Raw genomic sequence first — 17,656 nt, forward strand, 5'->3', positions numbered from 1 at the left:
GCTGATCGGCAGCGCGGTGAGCGGCGAGCACCTGCAAGCGATGCCGCCGCTGGAAGGCTGGGCGGCGTTGGCCTATCTGACATTTTTCGGCTCGATCATCGCGTTCAACGCTTACATGTACCTGCTGAAAAACGTGCGTCCGGCAGCGGCCACCAGTTATGCCTACGTCAACCCGGCGGTGGCGGTGATGCTCGGCATCGTGTTTGTCGGCGAAACCATTGGTATTGAAGAAGCGCTGGCGATGCTGGTGATCATCAGCGCGGTGGTGTTGATCGGCTTGCCGCAGTGGCGTCGGGCGCCGATTCGACCTGCGACGGTGGCGCCGACAGAATCGCGGGTGAATTAGGGTAAACTGCGCGCCATTGCACACTCGTTTTGCACAACCGCTCCGCATTTTTCTACGGTAATCCCATGACTTTCGCCTCCCTTGGCCTGATCGAACCCTTGCTGCGCTCTCTTGAGACGCTCGGCTACCAGACGCCTACGCCGGTTCAGGCGCAAGCCATTCCGGCCGTGCTGGCCGGTCGCGACCTGATGGCTGCGGCCCAGACCGGCACCGGCAAGACCGCCGGTTTCGCGCTGCCGCTGCTGCAGTTGCTGGCCATGGAAGGGCCGAAAGTAGCGTCCAACTCGGTACGCGCGCTGATCCTCGTGCCGACCCGCGAGTTGGCCGAGCAGGTTCACGAAGCCGTGCGCCAGTACGCCGAAAACCTGCCGTTGAGCACCTATGCGGTGTACGGCGGCGTCAGCATCAACCCGCAAATGATGAAGCTGCGCAAAGGGGTCGACGTGCTGGTGGCGACGCCGGGGCGTTTGCTCGACTTGTATCGGCAGAAAGCGCTCAAGTTCAATCAGCTGCAAACGCTGATCCTCGACGAAGCCGACCGCATGCTCGACCTCGGTTTCTCCGAGGAGCTGGGGAATATTTACCGCGTGCTGCCCAAGCAGCGGCAGACGCTGTTGTTCTCCGCGACGTTCTCCGATGCGATCCGCCTGCTCGCCGGGCAAATGCTCAACGATCCGCTGAGCATCGAAGTCAGCCCGCGCAACGTTGCTGCCAACACCGTCAAGCAATGGGTGGTGGTGGTCGACAAAAAGCGCAAACCGGAGCTGTTCATTCATTTGCTGCGCAAAGGCAAATGGAAACAGGTGCTGGTGTTCGCCAAGACCCGCAATGGCGTCGACGCGCTGGTGGAAAAACTCCAGGGCCTGGGCGTCAACGCTGATGGCATCCACGGCGACAAACCGCAGGCGACCCGTCAGCGCGCACTGGATCGTTTCAAGGCCAGTGAAGTGCAGATTCTGGTAGCGACCGACGTCGCGGCCCGTGGTCTGGACATCGAGGATTTGCCGCTGGTGGTCAACTTCGACCTGCCGATCGTGGCTGAGGATTACATCCACCGCATCGGCCGTACTGGTCGCGCGGGCGCCACCGGCGAAGCGATTTCGCTGGTGTGCGCGGACGAAGTGAATCAGCTGTCGGCCATCGAGATGCTTACGCGCCAGACCCTGACCCGCCAGACCGAGCAGGATTTCGAACCCGAGCACCGGGTGCCGGATACCGATTCCAGTGGCCAGGTGGTCAAGAAACCGAAAAAACCGAAGAAGCCAAAGACCTCCGGTGGCAGCAAGCGCAACCTGGGCAAATGGGTCGAAAGTGGCGACGCCTCGGCGGTGGAACCTTCGATCAAACCTGTGCGTAAAGTGCCGGTGTTCAACACGGGGCCGCGCAAGAAAAAGCCTTGATGGCCTGAGGATCGGCAAAGGATCGTTCCCACGCCGAGCGTGGGGACGATCAGTGACAAGGTTTGATTGGATCGGCGTCTGGCAGGGCGCCTTCGCGAGCAGGCTCACGCCAACATTTGATCTGTGTGGTTTGGAGATCCGGTGTAGGCGTGAGCCTGCTCGCGATGGACGCGCCGCCGTCTTCAGTTATTACGCTGCAACCACTCCAAAATGCCGAATCCGGCCGCCCGCCCGCTGGCGAAACACCCGGTCAGCAGATAGCCGCCAGTCGGCGCCTCCCAGTCGAGCATTTCTCCCGCGCAGAACACGCCGGGCAATTGCTTGAGCATCAATCGTTCATCCATCGCTTCAAACGTCACGCCGCCAGCACTGCTGATCGCCTCATCCAGTGGCCTGGTTTTGACCAATGTCAGCGGCAACGCCTTGATCGCGCGGGCGAGCAATGCCGGGTCGGCGAAGCATTGCGCGTCAGTCAACTCGCGCAGCAACGCCGCTTTCACCCCATCGATCCCCAACTGACTGTGCAGATGTTTGGCCATCGACCGCGAGCCGCGCGGTTTGCTCAGCGCCGCCATGACTTTATCCACAGGCCTGCCCGGCAACAGATCGATATGCACCGTCGCCGAACCATGCTGGTTGATCGCGTCGCGGATCGGCGCCGAGAGCGCGTAGATCAAACTGCCTTCAATGCCAGTCGCGGTAATCACGCATTCGCCGAGTCGCGGCACGTCGTCATTCAACCCAATCGCGATGTTTTTCAGCGGCGCGCCGGCGAATTTGCTCACCATCAATTCGCTCCAGGCCTGCACCTCGAAGCCACAATTGCTCGGTTGCAGCGGCGCCAGTTCTACGCCGCGTTGTTCCAGAGGCAGCATCCACGCGCCGTCCGAGCCGAGACGCGACCAACTGCCGCCACCGAGGGCAAGCAGCGTCGCGTCAGGGTTCAAGGATTTTTCACCGTCGGGACTGGCGACGTTGAGGCTGCCGTCGGCATTCCAGCCGAGCCAGCGGTGGCGGGTGTGGATAACTACGCCGGCATCGCGCAGGCGTTTGAGCCAGGCGCGCAGTAGCGGTGCGGCTTTCATGTCGGTAGGGAAGACCCGCCCGGAGCTGCCGACAAAGGTTTCGATGCCCAAGTCGTGAATCCACTGGCATAACGCCTCGGCGCCGAAGGCTCGCAGCAGTGGCGCGATGTGCGGCGCGCGTTCGGCGTAGCGCGAGAGGAAGGCCGGGTAGGCTTCGGAGTGCGTGATGTTCATGCCGCCGACGCCGGCCAAGAGGAATTTTCGTCCCACTGACGGCATGCCGTCGTACAGATCGACTTTGATTCCGGCCTGGCTCAATACCTCGGCGGCCATCAGGCCTGCGGGGCCACCGCCGATGATGGCGACTTGCGGGGGGAGGGCGGCGGGGGATTGCGTCATGGCGAGAGCTGCGGCGTGGCGGAATAAGCGGCGCATTCTACCAGCACCGATCAGGGGGTAGGAGCGAGGCTTGCCCGCGAAAGCGGTGTGTCAGGCAAATTGATTGTGGATATGCAGGCGCCTTCGCGGGCAAGCCTCGCTCCTACGGGGATTTGTGGTGTTGAAAAGTGTGATCAAAAAACAACCAGTGTCCTGCAAGCTATACAAAGCATGGGCTGCAGGCGCTTTCGCTCAGGTTATCCACAGGCAGTTCCACAGGCATTGTGGGTAACGCACCACGTTTCAGTGACAACCTGATGACTGCCAGACCCGTTGCGCGCTGTGATGGAGGATGCCGTGGCGGCGCGCCAAGGCCTGGCGATCCTTGCTGTAGCCGCCGCCAATCACGCCGACCACCGGGATGTCGCGGCCCAGGCAATGGCGCATCACGCTTTCATCGCGCGCGGCGACGCCTTCGTCGGTCAGCTTCAGGTAACCCAAGGCGTCGTCCTTATGCACATCGACCCCGGCGTCGTACAGCACCAGGTCCGGTTGGTACAACGGCAGCAAATAGTTGAGCGCATCGTCGACGACCTGCAAGTAATCGGCATCGCCCATGCCTTTGGGCAACGGAATGTCCCAGTCACTTTCGGCTTTGCGTGCAGGAAAATTCTTTTCGCAGTGCAGGGAAACGGTCACAGCGTCCGGGGTGTTGTGCAGGATCCGTGCAGTTCCGTCGCCCTGGTGCACGTCGCAATCGAAGATCAACACGCGGTTGACCCGGCCGCTTGCCAGCAGGTAATGGCTGATCACCGCCAGGTCATTGAAGATGCAGAACCCGGCCGGATAGTCGTAATGCGCGTGATGCGTGCCGCCGGCCAAGTGGCAGGCCAAGCCGTGTTCGAGTGCCTGCTCGGCCGCCAGCAATGAGCCGCCGACCGCGCGCACCGTGCGCCGCGCCAGCGCTTCGTTCCACGGCAGACCGAGGCGGCGCTGGTCTTCGCGCGACAACTCGCCGCTCATGTAGCGCTCGATGTACGCCGGGTCATGGGCGAGGGCGAGAATCTCTGCCGGGCACAACTGCGGGCGCAGCAGGTCGGCGTCGCGGACCAGGCCGCTGTCGACCAAGTGATCGCGCAGCAGACGAAACTTGTCCATCGGGAAGCGGTGCTCCGCCGGGAACTCGGGGCTGTAGTCTTCGTGGTAGATCAGCGGCAAGGGCATTGTCAGATTTATCAACGACGGCAGTAGGAATAAGTGAACGATCCTACCAGCGATATAGACTCAATGGATTGAAACGGAGAGGGCACCATGGAGCCAATACTGCAACTCGAAAGCGCGCGACTGTTGTTGCGGCAGTGGCGCGATGAGGATTTGCCCGAGTTTGCGGCGATGTGCGCCGACCCGCAGGTGATGCGTTATTTCCCCGCGCCGTTGAGTCGGCTGGAATGTGCGTCGCTGATCGGGCGGATTCGCGGGCATTTTGCCGAGCACGGTTACGGCTTGTGGGCGTTGGAGCGCAAGGACACTGGCGCGTTCATCGGTTTTACCGGGTTACTCGCGGTCGGCTTTGACGCCGCGTTCACCCCAGCCACCGAGATCGGCTGGCGCCTGGCGCGTGAACATTGGGGGCTGGGTTATGCCAGTGAAGCGGCGTGGACCGCTCTGCGCTGCGGGTTTGATCGCTTGGCGCTGAAAGAAGTGGTGTCGTTCACCACTGAAGCCAATACGCCATCGCAGAAAGTCATGCAGGCAATCGGCATGCAACACGATCCACACGACGACTTCGCGCATCCGCGCCTCGCCGCCGATCACCCGTTGCGCCAGCACGTGTTGTACCGCATCAGCCGTGAACAATGGCTGCAAACCTTGCATGGATAAGCCTGCGCGGACGTTTACAATGGTCGCCATGTTGGCCTGGGCCATTAACTGAATCGACCGCCGCAGCCAAGACTGCGCGGCATTGCTTTGTGTGAGGAGAGCCTGAATGAGCCAAGTGTTGGAAGACCTGGTAGACCTGCTGACCCTGGAACCGATTGAAGAAAACCTGTTCCGTGGCCGCAGCCAGGACCTGGGTTTCCGTCAGTTGTTCGGCGGTCAGGTGCTCGGTCAGTCGTTGTCGGCGGCCAGTCAGACGGTCGAAGAGGCGCGGCATGTGCACTCGATGCACGGTTATTTCCTGCGGCCGGGCGACGCCAAGTTGCCGGTGGTGTATCAGGTTGACCGGGTGCGCGATGGCGGCAGTTTCAGCACGCGCCGGGTCACGGCGATCCAGAAGGGCCATCCGATTTTCACCTGCAGCGCATCTTTCCAGTACGACGAGGAAGGCTTCCAGCATCAGACCGAAATGCCGCAAGTGGTCGGCCCGGAAAGCCTGCCGTCGGAACTCGAACTGTTCCAGCAGCGCGCGCATTTGATCCCGGAACACATGCGCGAAAAACTGCTCTGCCCGAAACCGATCGAAGTCCGCCCGGTGACCGAGAAAGACCCGTACAACCCGCAACCGGCGGACCCGATCAAGTACGTGTGGTTTCGCGCCGACGGCAATCTCGCCGACCTGCCGGCGCTGCACAAATACCTGCTGGCCTACGCCTCGGACTTCGGTTTGCTGACCACCTCGATGCTGCCGCACGGCAAATCGGTGTGGCAGAAAGATATGCAGGTCGCCAGCCTCGATCACGCCTTGTGGTTCCATTCCGATCTGCGCGCCGATGACTGGTTGCTCTACGCGATGGACAGTCCATGGGCCGGCAATTCGCGCGGGTTCTCCCGTGGCAGCGTGTTCAATCGCGCCGGGCAACTGGTGGCGTCGGTGACCCAGGAAGGGCTGATTCGCCATCGCAAGGATTGGGCATGAGCCTGACCGAGGTACGCCACTGGGTGTTCGACATGGACGGCACGCTGACGGTGGCGGTGCATGATTTCGCGGCCATTCGCGTGGCGCTGTCGATCCCGGCCGAAGACGACATTCTTACCCACCTCGCTGCACTGCCAGCCGCTGAAGCGGCCGCCAAACATGCGTGGCTGCTGGAGCATGAACGTGATCTGGCGCTGGCCTCGAAACCGGCGCCGGGTGCAGTGGAACTGGTGCGTGACCTGGCTGCGCGCGGTTATCGCCTGGGCATTCTCACGCGTAATGCGCGGGAGTTGGCGCATGTGACGCTGGAGGCCATCGGCCTGGCTGACTGCTTCGCGGTCGAGCATGTGCTGGGCCGCGACGAAGCGCCGCCAAAACCGCACCCCGGCGGTTTGCTGAAATTGGCCGAAGCGTGGAATGTGCCGGCGAGCGAGATGGTGATGGTCGGCGATTACCGTTTTGATCTGGATTGCGGGCGAGCGGCTGGCGCGCGGACAGTGCTGGTGAATCTGCCGGATAACCCGTGGCCGGAGCTGACGGATTGGCATGCTGCGGATTGTGTCGAGTTGCGGCGGATGCTTTTGGCTTAAGCGCTTTATTGCCTGTGGAATCGCCTTCGCGGGCAAGCCTCGCTCCTACACGGGCAACGCGTTTCTCTGTAGGAGCGAGGCTTGCCCGCGAAGGGGCCTGCTCAGGCACGGCAAAACCTCACTGCCCAAACAAAACCTTCTGCCCCTCCGGCGAAGTAAAAATTCCCCTACCGCTATGCCCGACCCCGGGCACTTCGACCAGGCGCTGATTCACCCCTTGCGGATTGCGCCGCAACAGGTAGTTGAAGAAATTGCGCCCGCGGACCAATCGATAAGCCCCTTGCGCCTCGGCCTCGCAACCCTTGTCGAGCGCCGGATGCTGTGGGTCGATATCGTCCTGACCGAGCAGATACGTCACGTCACGCTTGATGTAAACGCCTTCGATCTGCGACGCCGTTTGCCCGCCGGCATAGATGGGCATGTCGGTCAGACCGTACTTCCAGCGATTAAAACCACTGCAACGCGCGTGATCGAACGCCACCGGCCGCTGCTCATTGAAATAGGCATAAGACGAAGGATTGGCCACCACGTAGCGGATTTTCACTCCTGCAGCGTTGAGCGCCGGTTGCTCGTGCGCCAGTAATGCGTAGCGCTGGACCACTTGGCCGCCGCCGGAATGACCGGCGATGACGATTTGTTTCACGTCCGGAAATTGGCGGCGATCAGCGATGCGCTCGACGATTTGATCGAGCGCGCCGTACGAACTCAGCGCAAACGGCGCGGTAGACAGGCCGCCGGCCATCCAGTCATTGCCCTGCCAGCGTAATACCGTGTCGGCGACCGAGAACAGCGCGACGTCTTTTTCATTGAGAAATTGCGGCGCGATCACCAGCGTCGTCGAACTTTGCCCGGCCAGGGCGGCGGCTTGTTCGGCGCTGCGGCGGTAGGTTTGCGAGTTGCGCAATCGGCCGTGCACGATGATCAGCACGCGCTCGATTTTTTCTGGCGCCGGGCCAATGCCCACCGCCATCTCGCCTTCCTTCAAGAGCAATCGGCCGGGGCTGACTTCCTTGACCCCGGTATCGTCGGCCTGCGCACTGGCGCAGGCGAGCAACAGCAGTAACCACCATTTATGCATTTACAGATTTTTCGCCGCAAAGGTGTCGCACTGGCCAACCTGGCCCTGGGCGAAACCGGTTTTGAACCAGCGCACCCTTTGCGCTGACGTGCCGTGAGTAAAGGAGTCCGGAACCACGCGGCCCTGACCTTGTTGCTGCAAACGGTCGTCGCCAATCGCGTTGGCGGCATTCAAGGCTTCCTCGATGTCGCCGGGTTCCAGCCAGTTCAGGCGCTGCTGCGCATTATTGGCCCAGACTCCGGCCAGGCAATCGGCCTGCAATTCCTGGCGCACCAGTAAACCGCCATCGCCTTCCATCTGCCGACCTTGCTGGCGGGCGGTTTGAATTTTCGCTGAAACGCCGAGCAAGGTCTGAACGTGGTGGCCGACTTCATGCGCAATCACGTAGGCCTGAGCGAAGTCGCCCGCGGCAGAAAAACGTTGCGACATTTCCTGGAAGAACGCCATGTCCAGATAGACCTTCTGGTCGGCCGGGCAATAAAACGGCCCGGTCGCCGAGGTCGCGAGACCACACGCGGAATTCACTCGATTGCTGAACAGCACCAGCGTCGGGTTGCGGTATTGCTTGCCGGCCTGCTGGAAAACCTGGACCCAGGTGTCTTCGGTATCGCCGAGGATCGAACGGACGAATTCCGCTTGCTGATCGTTGGCCGGCGGCGCTTTGCGCGTTTGCGTGGTGGCCGGCGCCGATTGCTCGCTCATCTGCCCGGTCAGTTGTCCGAGAATTTGCATCGGGTCCTGGCCGGTGATCCAGCCAATCCCGACAATCAACACGATTGCGGTCAGGCTCAGACCCTTGCCGCCACCAAAGCGCATCCCGCCGCCACCGCCGCCGACATCATCGCCCCGGGCGTCGACCACGTTGTCGCTGCGTCGGCCTTTTTTCCATAGCATGTGGGAATCCTCTTTCTTTACTGGGGGAGATGCGTTGAGTGTCGTTGGTGGTCCGGTGTGGCGCCAGTCCGGTCGTCTATCTTTTAACTGAAGCGGGCCGGCCACGTGCAGCGATGTATTGAGCGTGAATCGAGCGGCGAATTCCGTCGGCACTCGGCTATTTGTCGCGGGGCGGCGCAGTAGACGCCGGTTCCAGATTTTGCATTCATCGCGCGATCTTTTAGAATCGGCCAAATTGTGTCGGGAGCCTTGCATGGCTGGCAGTCAGATCGAACGTGTTTTCAGTGTGCTCGAAAGCCTCACCAATGACCCGCGCGGCGTGCCGATGCAGACGCTGGCGGAGCAATTGGAAATCCCCAAAAGCGCCACCCATCGGCTGCTCGCCGAGCTGATTCGCCTGGGCTACGTGCGGCAGAACCCGGAGAACCTGCGTTATCACTTGTCGACCAAACTGGTGGCAATGGGTTTTCGCTACTTGTCGAGCAGCGGCGCCGACATCGTCCAACCAGTGCTCGACCGACTCGCCGAGGAAACCGGCGAACTGGTGCGCCTCGGCGTGATCGAAGGCGAGCGCCAGACCTGGATCGCGAAATCCCAGGGCGCCCGTTCCGGTTTGCGTTATGACCCGGACATGGGCCGCGATGCGCCGTTGTTCTACACCGCGTCGGGCCACGCGTGGCTGGCGTGCATGAGCGACGCCGAGGCGTTGTCGCTGGTCGAGCGCCAGGGCGGTGAGCGGCCCAAGGACCTTGGGCCAAACGCGCCGCGCTCCAATATTGAATTGCTCGAACGCCTGCGCCTGGCGCGTGAACAAGGTTATGCCTGGGTCGAAGAAAGCTCGGCGGTTGGTACCTCGGCAATTGCGGCGGTGGTGCGCCATCCGAGTGATGGCCGGGTGATCGGCGTGCTGAGCATCGCCGGGCCGAGCGCACGAATGCCCGGCGCGCGATTGCATGAACTGGCGCCGCTGTTGTCGAAGTTTGCGCAGGAGCTATCAGCGGCGAGCCTGGCGTCGGAGCTGTTTACCTGAATTGCTCGCTCGCCGCAGAACTGTCGGCGCGCAAGCCCTGTGGGAGCAAAGCTTGCTCGCGATGGCGGCGTTTCAGTCGACATCTATGTTGAATGGGGAGGGACTCATCGCGAGCAAGCTTTGCTCCCACAGTTCGTCCTCACCGAAATATTGGGCGTTGTTCGCACACTTTTATCTTTCGCCGCTACAAGAATCTGGAACCAGGTTCTAAATTGTTGGAATCAGATTCCAAAGGATTGCCATGACCATCAGCACGCCACTCTCCGGTGTAAACCAGCCCTTCAAAGGGATTTTGCTGATCGTCGCCGCAACGTTCCTGTTTTCCAGTCATGACGCGTTGTCGAAATACCTCTCCGGGTTCTACCCGATCGTCATGGTGGTGTGGGCGCGGTACGTGGTTCACACCTTGTTGATGGCGGGAATTTTTCTGCCGCAGTCCGGGTTACGCGTCCTACGCACCAAACGCCCATTGCTGCAGTTGGCGCGGGCGTTGTGCCTGCTCGGCACCAGTCTGTTTTTCACCACCGGCCTGCTGTATATCCCGCTGGCCGAAGCCACGGCGGTCAACTTTCTTGCGCCGGTCTTGGTGACCGCGCTGTCGGTGCCGCTGCTCAAGGAACACGTCACCCGTGGCCAATGGATCGCGGTGATCTGTGGGTTTGTCGGCGTGCTGATCATCGTCCACCCCGGCGGCGAACTGTTCACCCCGGCGGTGTTGCTGCCGTTCTGCTCGGCGATGTTTTTCTGCTTCTATCAGTTGCTCACGCGCAAGCTCAGCCAGATCGACAGCCCGACCACCAGCAACTTCTTTGCCGGGTTGTGCAACACGTTGGTGATGAGCGCGCTGGTGCCGTTCTTCTGGCAGGTGCCGACGCTCGGGCATGGTCTGTTGATGCTGGCGCTGGGGAGCTGCGGGATGACCGCGCATTTGTTCCTGACCCAGGCCTTCCGCTACGCAGCCCCGGCGCTGTTGGCGCCGTTTGGTTATTGCCAGATTGTGTTCGCCGGGCTGCTCGGCTGGCTGCTGTTTGCCCACACACCAACGGTAACCACCGTGGTCGGGATCGCCGTGATTTGCTGCAGCGGGCTGGCGGCGGCGTGGCAGCAGAGTCGCCGGTGAAACCTTGGCGCTGAAACAACTGTGGAACACATAACTGTGGGAGCGAGCTTGCTCGCGATGGCGGTGTATCAGTCAGCAAAGATATTGACTGGTAGATCGCCATCGCGAGCAAGCTCGCTCCCACAGGGTAAAGGGTGTGTCAGTCGGTGACAGTCGGAATCTTGCGCGGTGCCATGAAGTACATCCAGATCAGCGCGATGAAGTACATCGCCGGGATCAGCGTGAACAGCACCGTGTAGTTGTTGTTGGTCACCGTCAGGATGTGCCCGACCAATTGCGTCATGAACATCCCGCCAATCGCCGCGCACATGCCGCCGAAACCAAACACCGTGCTCATCATGTGTTTAGGCGTGTAGTCCATCACCAGGCTCCAGATGTTCGCGGTCCAGGCCTGGTGCGCGCCGATGGCCAGGGAAATCGCCGCGACCGCCACCCACAGATTGCTCGAACCCGCCGCCATGATCACGCCGATGATGCAGCAGGCGAACAGCAACATCGACATTAGCCGCGCCTTGATCGGGTTGACTCCGCGACCAATCAGGAACGAAGAAAGAATCCCGCCGCCGACACTGCCGAAGTCGGCGGTGAGGTAAATGATGATCAGCGGAATGCCCATTTGGGTCACGTTGATGCCCAGGTTGTATTGCTGATTGAGAAACGGTGGCAGCCAGTAGAGGTAGAACCAGAACACCGGCGCGGTCATCGAGTAGGCGAGGGCGAAGGCCCAGGTGCCGCGCATACGCAGAATTTTCGAGAACGGCACGCGGGTCTGCGGCGGTTCGACTTCGCTCTGGATGTAGTCCAGTTCCGATTGTTTGACGCTCGGGTGATCTTCCGGGTTGAAGTATTTCAAACCCCAGAACAGCAACCAGATCCCGCCGAGTGCCGACATGCACAGGAACGCCGCCTGCCAGCCCCACACGTGCAGGATCAGCGGCAACAGCATCGGCGTGAACATTGCGCCGACGTTGGTCCCGGCGTTGAAAATGCCGGTGGCCACCGCACGCTCGCCGGCCGGGAACCACAGCCGCGTGGTTTTCACGCACGCCGGGTAATTCGCCGCCTCGGTCAAACCGAGGATAAACCGGCAAACCATGAAGCCGACCGCCGAGGTCGCCAAGCCATGCGCGCCAGTGGCCAGGCTCCACAGCAGCACGGCGCAGAAGAACACGCGTTTGACGCCGACCCGGTCGATCAACCGGCCTTGCAGGACAAAACCGATGGCGTAGCCGACCTGAAACCAGAAGTTGATGTTGGCGTAATCCATCGCCGTCCAGCTCATTTCCTTGGCGAGAATGGGCTGCATGACGCCGAGGGCTGCGCGGTCGATGTAGTTCAGGGTGGTGGCGAAAAACACCAGCGCCAGCATGCCCCAACGGGTTTTGCCGACCGCCAGCGCGCCGCGGATTTTGTCGCCGATACCGCCGTGGGCAGAGGTCATGGAGGAACGCTCCATGGGAGAGCTTTGCGAAGGAGTCATGTAGGCCACCGATTGTTTTTATGTGGTGTTCTGGGTCTTGGTTACCCGAGCCGCGGCGGTTCATGACCGGGCTCAACGTGCAGTGGATGTTGGGCAGTGGACAAAAAATCGTCAATTCGCTCAAAGCCATTCTGTTCGATAATCGCACATAAAACTAACTGACTAGTACACTTTGAATTGCTGTGTGGAATCTTGAGGCGAATAATTTGTTCCAACAAAAATGCCGCTTCCGTAGGAGCAAGGCTTGCCCGCGATGGCGTCCCCAAGATCGCCATCGCGGGCAAGCCTTGCTCCTACAGGGATCGCGTGCACATCACCGGGAGTCGAAATATGCAGCGTTCCATTGCCACCGTTTCCTTGAGCGGCACCCTGCCGGAAAAACTCGAAGCCATTGCCGCCGCCGGGTTTGACGGGGTAGAGATTTTCGAAAATGACCTCCTGTACTACGACGGCAGCCCTCGTGAGATCAAGCAGATGTGCGCTGATCTGGGCATCGCCATCACGCTGTTCCAGCCGTTTCGCGACTTCGAAGGCTGCCGCCGCGATCGCCTGCCGCGCAACCTCGAACGCGCCGAGCGCAAGTTCGACCTGATGCAGGAACTCGGCACCGACCTGGTGCTGGTGTGCAGCAACTCGGCGGCCGACTCGATCGGCGATCAGCAAATCCTCGTCGACGACTTGCGCCTGCTCGCCGAACGCGCCGGTGCGCGGGGCTTGCGCATCGGTTACGAAGCGCTGGCGTGGGGCCGCCACGTCAACACCTATCAACAGGTGTGGGACATCGTTCGCCAGGCGGATCACCCGAGCCTCGGCGTGTTGCTCGACAGTTTTCACACGTTATCGCTCAAAGGTGACCCGAGCGCCATCGCGCAGATTCCGGGCGACAAGATTTTTTTCGTGCAAATGGCCGACGCGCCGATTCTGGCCATGGACGTGCTGGAGTGGAGCCGGCATTTCCGCTGCTTCCCCGGTCAGGGCGAGTTTGATCTGGCGGGTTTCCTCGCGCCGATCATCAAGAGTGGATACACCGGGCCGCTGTCGCTGGAGATCTTCAACGACGGTTTCCGCGCCGCGCCGCCACGGGCCAACGCCGCTGACGGTTTGCGTTCGTTGCTGTACCTGGAGGAGAAAACCCGCGAACGTCTGGCGCAGGACACCACGCCTGCAACGAATCTCGACATCCTCTTCGAAACGCCCAAGGCCAGCGCTTACAACGGCATCGAGTTTCTCGAGTTTGCCGTCGACGAAAGCCTCGGCGCCAAGCTCTCGCATTGGCTGGAGCGCCTCGGTTTCGTCAAGGCCGGGCAGCATCGCTCCAAGAGCGTGAGCCTGCTGCGCCAGGGCGATATCAACCTGATCCTCAACTCCGAACCGTATTCTTTTGCCCACAGTTTTTTCGAGGCCCACGGCCCGTCGCTGTGCGCCACCGCCGTGCGCGTCAACGACAGCGCCAGTGCGCTGGCCCGCGCCGTGGCTTATAAAGGTCAGCCGTATCGCGGACTGGTCGGCCCCAACGAACTGGAATTGGCCGCCGTGCGCGCGCCGGACGGCAGCCTGATTTATCTGGTGGACCAACACGCCGATGTCTACGGCACCGATTTCAATCTGCAACCGAATGCCGGCGCGAGCGGCGGCCTCAAGCGCATCGACCACATGGCGATGGCGCTGCCGGCGGACAGCCTCGACAGTTGGGTGCTGTTCTACAAGAGCCTGCTGGATTTCGAGGCCGACGACGAAGTGGTCCTGCCCGACCCGTATGGTCTGGTGAAGAGCCGCGCGTTGCGCAGCCGCGACAGTTCGATCCGTTTGCCGCTGAACATTTCCGAGAACCGCAACACCGCCATCTCACACGCGCTGTCGAGTTATCGCGGCTCCGGGGTGCATCACATTGCGTTTGATTGCGACGACATCTTCGCCGAAGTCAGCCGCGCGAAAGAGGCGGGCGTGCCGCTGCTGGACATTCCGCTCAACTACTACGACGACCTCGCGGCGCGTTTCGATTTTGATGACGAATTCCTCAGCGAGCTGGCCTACTTCAACGTGCTGTACGACCGCGACGCGAATGGCGGCGAGCTGTTTCACGTCTACACCGAACCGTTTGAAGGACGTTTCTTCTTCGAGATCATCCAGCGTAAAAACGGCTATGCCGGTTACGGCGCAGCCAACGTGGCGGTGCGTCTGGCGGCAATGGCCAAATCACGAAGTGGTGCCGTTCGTCAGGCAAAGTTGTAGCAAAATCGTAAACAACCGGTGAAAACGCCGCCGCGCGGGTTCCTTCACTGTGCGGCGCGGCCCATAATCGCCAGCCTGTGCAGTGATGGCCGTGAGCCCGCAATGACGATAACTTCAGAACTCCCCGTTGCCCCCGACGAACCGCTTGTCGAGCCTCGCAAGAGTCGCAAGAACAACCCGGAAAAGACCCGCGAAAACATCCTGCAAGAGGCGATCGTCGAGTTCGTCCAGCAAGGGCTTTCCGGCGCGCGCGTCGATGCCATCGCCCAGCGCATCCACACCTCCAAACGCATGATCTATTACTACTTCGGCAGTAAGGAGCAGCTCTACGTCGAGGTGCTGGAGAAGCTCTACGGGGATATTCGGACCACCGAAAATCGTCTGCACCTGGCGGAACTGGCACCGGTCGAGGCGATTCGGCGGCTGGTGGAATTCACCTTCGATCACCATGACCACAACGTCGATTTCGTGCGCATCGTCTGCATCGAGAACATTCACAACGCCGAGTTCGTGAAGCGTTCCGATGCGATCAAGGCAATGAACAATACGATCCTCGATTCACTGGGCGAGATTCTGCGCCGCGGTGCCGAAGAAGGCGTGTTCCGCGCAGGTCTGCAGCCGATTGATGTGCATTTGTTGATCAGCTCGTTCTGTTTTTATCGCGTGTCGAACCGCCATACATTCAGCGAGATTTTCCAGATCGACCTGCCGGACGAAAACATCAAGCAACGTCATCGCGAGATGATTTGCGAGTCGGTTCTGCGATACCTGCAAGCCTGACCCGTGGCGAGGGGGTTTACCCGCGTTGGGCTGCGCAGCAGCCCCCTGGCTGCAAAAACAAATCAATCACCCATTCATCCGCTGAAAATCTGCCAGCATCCGCGACGAATCCGCCGCCACGCCACTGAACAACTCAAACGCCTTGACCGCCTGAAATACCGCCATGTTGCCGCCATCCAGTGTCCGGCAACCCAGCGCGCGGGCGTTACGCAGCAGCTCGGTTTCCAGCGGAAAGTAAACAATCTCCGCTACCCACAATGCGCTTCGCAGCAACTCCACCGGCACCGGCATGCCCGGCAACTTCTGCATGCCCATCGGCGTGGTGTTCACCAAGCCGTCAGCGCGGGCCAAAGTGCTCGCCAGCTCATGCCCGGCCACGGCGCGGCCGGCGCCGAAATGCTGATTGAGGTTGTTCGCCAACGCCTGCGCGCGGCTGTCATCGACATCAAAAATGCTCAGTTGCTGTACGCCTTCGCTCAATAACGCGTGGGCAACTGCCGCGCCTGCGCCACCGGCACCCATCTGGACCACACGTTCGCGGGCAACGTCCGGCAAACCACGGCGAAAACCTTCGGCAAACCCCAGGCAATCGGTGTTGTGGCCAACGCGTTTGCCATCCTTGAGCACCACCGTGTTCACCGCGCCGATCCCGCGCGCCTCCGGCGACAACTCGTCGAGCAGCGGAATGATCGCCTGCTTGCACGGAAACGTGATGTTCAGCCCAGTGAAGTCCATGCGCTCGGCCGCCATCAACAGATCGGGCAGGGCGTTGACGTCGAGCTGCAATGCGTCGAGGTCGATCAGTCGATAGAGATAACGCAGCCCTTGCGCATCGCCTTCATGCTCGTGCAGCGCCGGGGTGCGAGACGCCTGAATGCCGGCGCCGATCAGCCCGGCCAGAACAACGCGATGGTCTGTCATGCCGCTGACCCTTTTAAACGCAGGCTGAAATGCTCCAGCGCCAGGCGATAACCGTGGCTGCCGAACCCGGCCATGACCGCCGTGGCGATCGCCGAAACAAAGGAGTGATGACGAAACGCTTCGCGGGCGTGAACGTTGGACAGATGGACTTCGATCACCGGCAATTCGCTGGCGACCAAGGCGTCGCGAATCGCGACCGAAGTGTGGGTCCAGGCTGCCGGGTTGATCACGATCCCGGCGCAACGACCGCGCGCGGCGTGAATCCAGTCGAGCAATTCGCCTTCGTGATTGGTCTGGCGAAACTCCACCGTCAAACCGAATTCATCGCCGGCGCGCCCGCACAACGCAGAAATATCAGCCAGGGTTTCGTGGCCGTAAGTCGCTGGTTCGCGGGTGCCGAGCAGGTTCAGGTTCGGGCCGTTGAGCACCAGAACGATTGGGGGCATGGGTGTTTCTCCACTTATTGTTTTTGGCATTGGCTGTGATTTCAGCCTGTGGAGATAAATTGTACTAGCTGGTTAATTTGGTCAATTGCGCAGGCGATGGCGGCGGTTTTTTTGTGCGGTGATCGGACATTTTTTCTAGGACGCGCTGCGGGCCATCTTCATCAACGCGGCACATGCTCAACCAGAAAATCAATAAACGCCCGCAGCCGTAACGGCACATGCCGACTCTGCGGATACAGCAACGTGAAGGGCCGCGAACGCCCGGCGTATGGCTTCAGCACCTCTACCAACGAGCCATCGGCCAATTGGTTTTCGACGATAAAACGATAAGTTTGAAACAACCCCGCGCCGTGTTTGGCCAACGTCACGCCACCCAGCACATCGTCGGAACAACTCAGGCTGCCCTCGGCCAGAATCTCGCGTGGCACACCGTTATCGGTAAACAACCAGGCAATCCGCCGCCCGCTGCTGGGCAGTTCGTATTGAATGCATTCGTGCTGCGCCAGGTCGTCAAGGGTTTGCGGCACGCCGGCGCGATTCAGGTAAGCGGGGCTGGCAATCATCACCAGCGCCGCGTCTTCCAGATGCCGCGCAATCAGGCCGGAATCCGGTATCGCCCGCACGCGGATCGCCATGTCATAACCTTCGCCGACAAAATCGATGTTGCGATTGCTGATATGCGCCTCTACCTTCACCGCCGGAAAACGCGCGCGAAACGCTGGCAGCAACGGCAAGATCCGATGATGGGCGTAGGTCGTGGGAATACTGATACGCAACGTGCCGGACGGTTCCTGCTGCTGGCCCATGACCTCCCGCTGTGCCTCCACAAGTTGCGCCAACGCCTGACGACATTCCTCGTAATAACGACGACCGCTGTCGGTCAACTTCACACTGCGCGTGGTCCGCGCAAACAACCGCACCGCCAGCCGCTCCTCCATTCGCGACACCGAGCGACTCACCGCCGCCGGCGTCACCCCGGCCACCAGCGCCGCGGCGGTAAAACTGCCCGCCTCGGCCGCCAGGCAAAACAGCTCGATACTGCCCAGCTGAAGATCGTCGAAGTGTCGTTGCATGATGGG

At 61.0% G+C, this 17,656-nt stretch carries 17 protein-coding genes; 9 read left to right on the forward strand and 8 right to left on the reverse strand.

Going from position 1 to position 17,656, the window contains the following annotated elements; translation table 11 throughout:
- Positions 1-346, forward strand: a 346-nt coding sequence (locus tag BI292_RS03015; protein WP_157831206.1) for an EamA family transporter, incomplete at its 5' end; no start/stop codon positions are given.
- A 65-nt stretch (positions 347-411) separates the two neighbouring features.
- Positions 412-1,746 carry a DEAD/DEAH box helicase gene (locus tag BI292_RS03020; protein ID WP_092277700.1) on the forward strand — a complete coding sequence of 445 codons (1,335 nt, stop codon included), beginning with the start codon at positions 412-414 and terminating at the stop codon, positions 1,744-1,746.
- A gap of 182 nt (positions 1,747-1,928) precedes the next feature.
- Here the strand turns inward: BI292_RS03020 and BI292_RS03030 are convergent, their stop codons facing one another.
- Complete coding sequence (locus tag BI292_RS03030; RefSeq protein WP_178076521.1) at positions 1,929-3,170, reverse strand: TIGR03862 family flavoprotein; 1,242 nt, start codon at positions 3,168-3,170, stop codon at positions 1,929-1,931.
- Positions 3,171-3,452: 282 nt separating this feature from the next.
- Positions 3,453-4,373, reverse strand: coding sequence for a histone deacetylase (locus BI292_RS03035; RefSeq protein ID WP_101206940.1), 921 nt, complete (start codon positions 4,371-4,373; stop codon positions 3,453-3,455).
- 87 nt (positions 4,374-4,460) lie between these two features.
- On the opposite strand from BI292_RS03035, the gene BI292_RS03040 reads away from it, so the two are divergent.
- From BI292_RS03040 to BI292_RS03050, 3 genes are all read left to right on the forward strand, one after another.
- Entirely contained in the window at positions 4,461-5,030 is a 570-nt protein-coding gene (locus tag BI292_RS03040; protein WP_101206941.1) for a GNAT family N-acetyltransferase, read from the forward strand.
- Positions 5,031-5,136: 106 nt separating this feature from the next.
- On the forward strand, positions 5,137-6,006 hold the full coding sequence (gene tesB, locus BI292_RS03045; protein WP_101206942.1) for an acyl-CoA thioesterase II: 870 nt from the start codon (positions 5,137-5,139) through the stop codon (positions 6,004-6,006).
- On the forward strand, positions 6,003-6,596 hold the full coding sequence (locus BI292_RS03050; RefSeq protein WP_101206943.1) for an HAD family hydrolase: 594 nt from the start codon (positions 6,003-6,005) through the stop codon (positions 6,594-6,596). Before tesB ends, BI292_RS03050 begins: the two co-directional genes overlap by 4 nt.
- Positions 6,597-6,714: 118 nt before the next feature.
- Here BI292_RS03050 and BI292_RS03055 read toward each other — a convergent pair whose 3' ends face one another.
- Positions 6,715-7,674 carry a hypothetical protein gene (locus BI292_RS03055; RefSeq protein ID WP_101206944.1) on the reverse strand — a complete coding sequence of 320 codons (960 nt, stop codon included), beginning with the start codon at positions 7,672-7,674 and terminating at the stop codon, positions 6,715-6,717.
- A complete protein-coding gene (locus tag BI292_RS03060; RefSeq protein WP_101206945.1) occupies positions 7,675-8,568 on the reverse strand; it encodes a neutral zinc metallopeptidase in 894 nt (297 codons plus the stop codon).
- Between the two features lie 253 nt (positions 8,569-8,821).
- Here BI292_RS03060 and BI292_RS03065 point away from each other — a divergent pair, with 253 nt between their 5' ends.
- Together BI292_RS03065 and BI292_RS03070 are read left to right on the forward strand one after the other, a co-directional pair.
- Positions 8,822-9,598 (forward strand): IclR family transcriptional regulator, encoded by a 777-nt coding sequence (locus BI292_RS03065; protein ID WP_101206946.1) that lies wholly within the window; start codon positions 8,822-8,824, stop codon positions 9,596-9,598.
- A 241-nt stretch (positions 9,599-9,839) separates the two neighbouring features.
- The gene (locus tag BI292_RS03070; RefSeq protein ID WP_092277718.1) at positions 9,840-10,718 is read left to right on the forward strand and encodes a DMT family transporter; all 879 of its coding nucleotides are present in this window, start codon (positions 9,840-9,842) and stop codon (positions 10,716-10,718) included.
- 139 nt (positions 10,719-10,857) lie between these two features.
- On the opposite strand, the gene BI292_RS03075 is transcribed toward BI292_RS03070, so the two are convergent.
- Complete coding sequence (locus BI292_RS03075) at positions 10,858-12,174, reverse strand: MFS transporter (protein WP_231987090.1); 1,317 nt, start codon at positions 12,172-12,174, stop codon at positions 10,858-10,860.
- A gap of 354 nt (positions 12,175-12,528) precedes the next feature.
- Between BI292_RS03075 and quiC the strand changes: the two genes are divergently transcribed.
- On the forward strand, positions 12,529-14,430 hold the full coding sequence (gene quiC / locus BI292_RS03080) for a 3-dehydroshikimate dehydratase QuiC (RefSeq protein WP_101206947.1): 1,902 nt from the start codon (positions 12,529-12,531) through the stop codon (positions 14,428-14,430).
- A gap of 102 nt (positions 14,431-14,532) precedes the next feature.
- The gene (locus tag BI292_RS03085) at positions 14,533-15,210 is read left to right on the forward strand and encodes a TetR/AcrR family transcriptional regulator (protein ID WP_101206948.1); all 678 of its coding nucleotides are present in this window, start codon (positions 14,533-14,535) and stop codon (positions 15,208-15,210) included.
- A gap of 66 nt (positions 15,211-15,276) precedes the next feature.
- On the opposite strand, the gene BI292_RS03090 is transcribed toward BI292_RS03085, so the two are convergent.
- The 3 genes from BI292_RS03090 to BI292_RS03100 form a co-directional block, all read right to left on the reverse strand.
- Positions 15,277-16,131, reverse strand: coding sequence for a shikimate dehydrogenase (locus BI292_RS03090; protein WP_101206949.1), 855 nt, complete (start codon positions 16,129-16,131; stop codon positions 15,277-15,279).
- The gene (gene aroQ / locus BI292_RS03095; RefSeq protein ID WP_092277728.1) at positions 16,128-16,577 is read right to left on the reverse strand and encodes a type II 3-dehydroquinate dehydratase; all 450 of its coding nucleotides are present in this window, start codon (positions 16,575-16,577) and stop codon (positions 16,128-16,130) included. The genes BI292_RS03090 and aroQ overlap by 4 nt, the downstream gene beginning before the upstream one ends.
- Positions 16,578-16,738: 161 nt before the next feature.
- Positions 16,739-17,650: a LysR family transcriptional regulator gene (locus BI292_RS03100; RefSeq protein WP_101206950.1), complete on the reverse strand. Its 912-nt coding sequence runs from the start codon at positions 17,648-17,650 to the stop codon at positions 16,739-16,741.
- Positions 17,651-17,656: the final 6 nt, after the last annotated feature.

Source organism: Pseudomonas sp. 43NM1 (assembly GCF_002836905.1).
Lineage (GTDB): Bacteria > Pseudomonadota > Gammaproteobacteria > Pseudomonadales > Pseudomonadaceae > Aquipseudomonas > Aquipseudomonas prosekii.

Bases quoted from the DNA above. Each gene is read 5' to 3' on its own strand.
- quiC (WP_101206947.1), top strand. From the start codon at position 12,529: ATGCAGCGTTCCATTGCCACCGTTTCCTTGAGCGGCACCCTGCCGGAA.
- BI292_RS03040 (WP_101206941.1), top strand. From the start codon at position 4,461: ATGGAGCCAATACTGCAACTCGAAAGCGCGCGACTGTTGTTGCGGCAG.
- BI292_RS03065 (WP_101206946.1), top strand. From the start codon at position 8,822: ATGGCTGGCAGTCAGATCGAACGTGTTTTCAGTGTGCTCGAAAGCCTC.
- aroQ (WP_092277728.1), bottom strand. From the start codon at position 16,577: ATGCCCCCAATCGTTCTGGTGCTCAACGGCCCGAACCTGAACCTGCTC.
- BI292_RS03085 (WP_101206948.1), top strand. From the start codon at position 14,533: ATGACGATAACTTCAGAACTCCCCGTTGCCCCCGACGAACCGCTTGTC.
- BI292_RS03060 (WP_101206945.1), bottom strand. From the start codon at position 8,568: ATGCTATGGAAAAAAGGCCGACGCAGCGACAACGTGGTCGACGCCCGG.
- tesB (WP_101206942.1), top strand. From the start codon at position 5,137: ATGAGCCAAGTGTTGGAAGACCTGGTAGACCTGCTGACCCTGGAACCG.
- BI292_RS03030 (WP_178076521.1), bottom strand. From the start codon at position 3,170: ATGACGCAATCCCCCGCCGCCCTCCCCCCGCAAGTCGCCATCATCGGC.
- BI292_RS03035 (WP_101206940.1), bottom strand. From the start codon at position 4,373: ATGCCCTTGCCGCTGATCTACCACGAAGACTACAGCCCCGAGTTCCCG.
- BI292_RS03055 (WP_101206944.1), bottom strand. From the start codon at position 7,674: ATGCATAAATGGTGGTTACTGCTGTTGCTCGCCTGCGCCAGTGCGCAG.
- BI292_RS03075 (WP_231987090.1), bottom strand. From the start codon at position 12,174: ATGGAGCGTTCCTCCATGACCTCTGCCCACGGCGGTATCGGCGACAAA.
- BI292_RS03070 (WP_092277718.1), top strand. From the start codon at position 9,840: ATGACCATCAGCACGCCACTCTCCGGTGTAAACCAGCCCTTCAAAGGG.
- BI292_RS03100 (WP_101206950.1), bottom strand. From the start codon at position 17,650: ATGCAACGACACTTCGACGATCTTCAGCTGGGCAGTATCGAGCTGTTT.
- BI292_RS03050 (WP_101206943.1), top strand. From the start codon at position 6,003: ATGAGCCTGACCGAGGTACGCCACTGGGTGTTCGACATGGACGGCACG.
- BI292_RS03020 (WP_092277700.1), top strand. From the start codon at position 412: ATGACTTTCGCCTCCCTTGGCCTGATCGAACCCTTGCTGCGCTCTCTT.
- BI292_RS03090 (WP_101206949.1), bottom strand. From the start codon at position 16,131: ATGACAGACCATCGCGTTGTTCTGGCCGGGCTGATCGGCGCCGGCATT.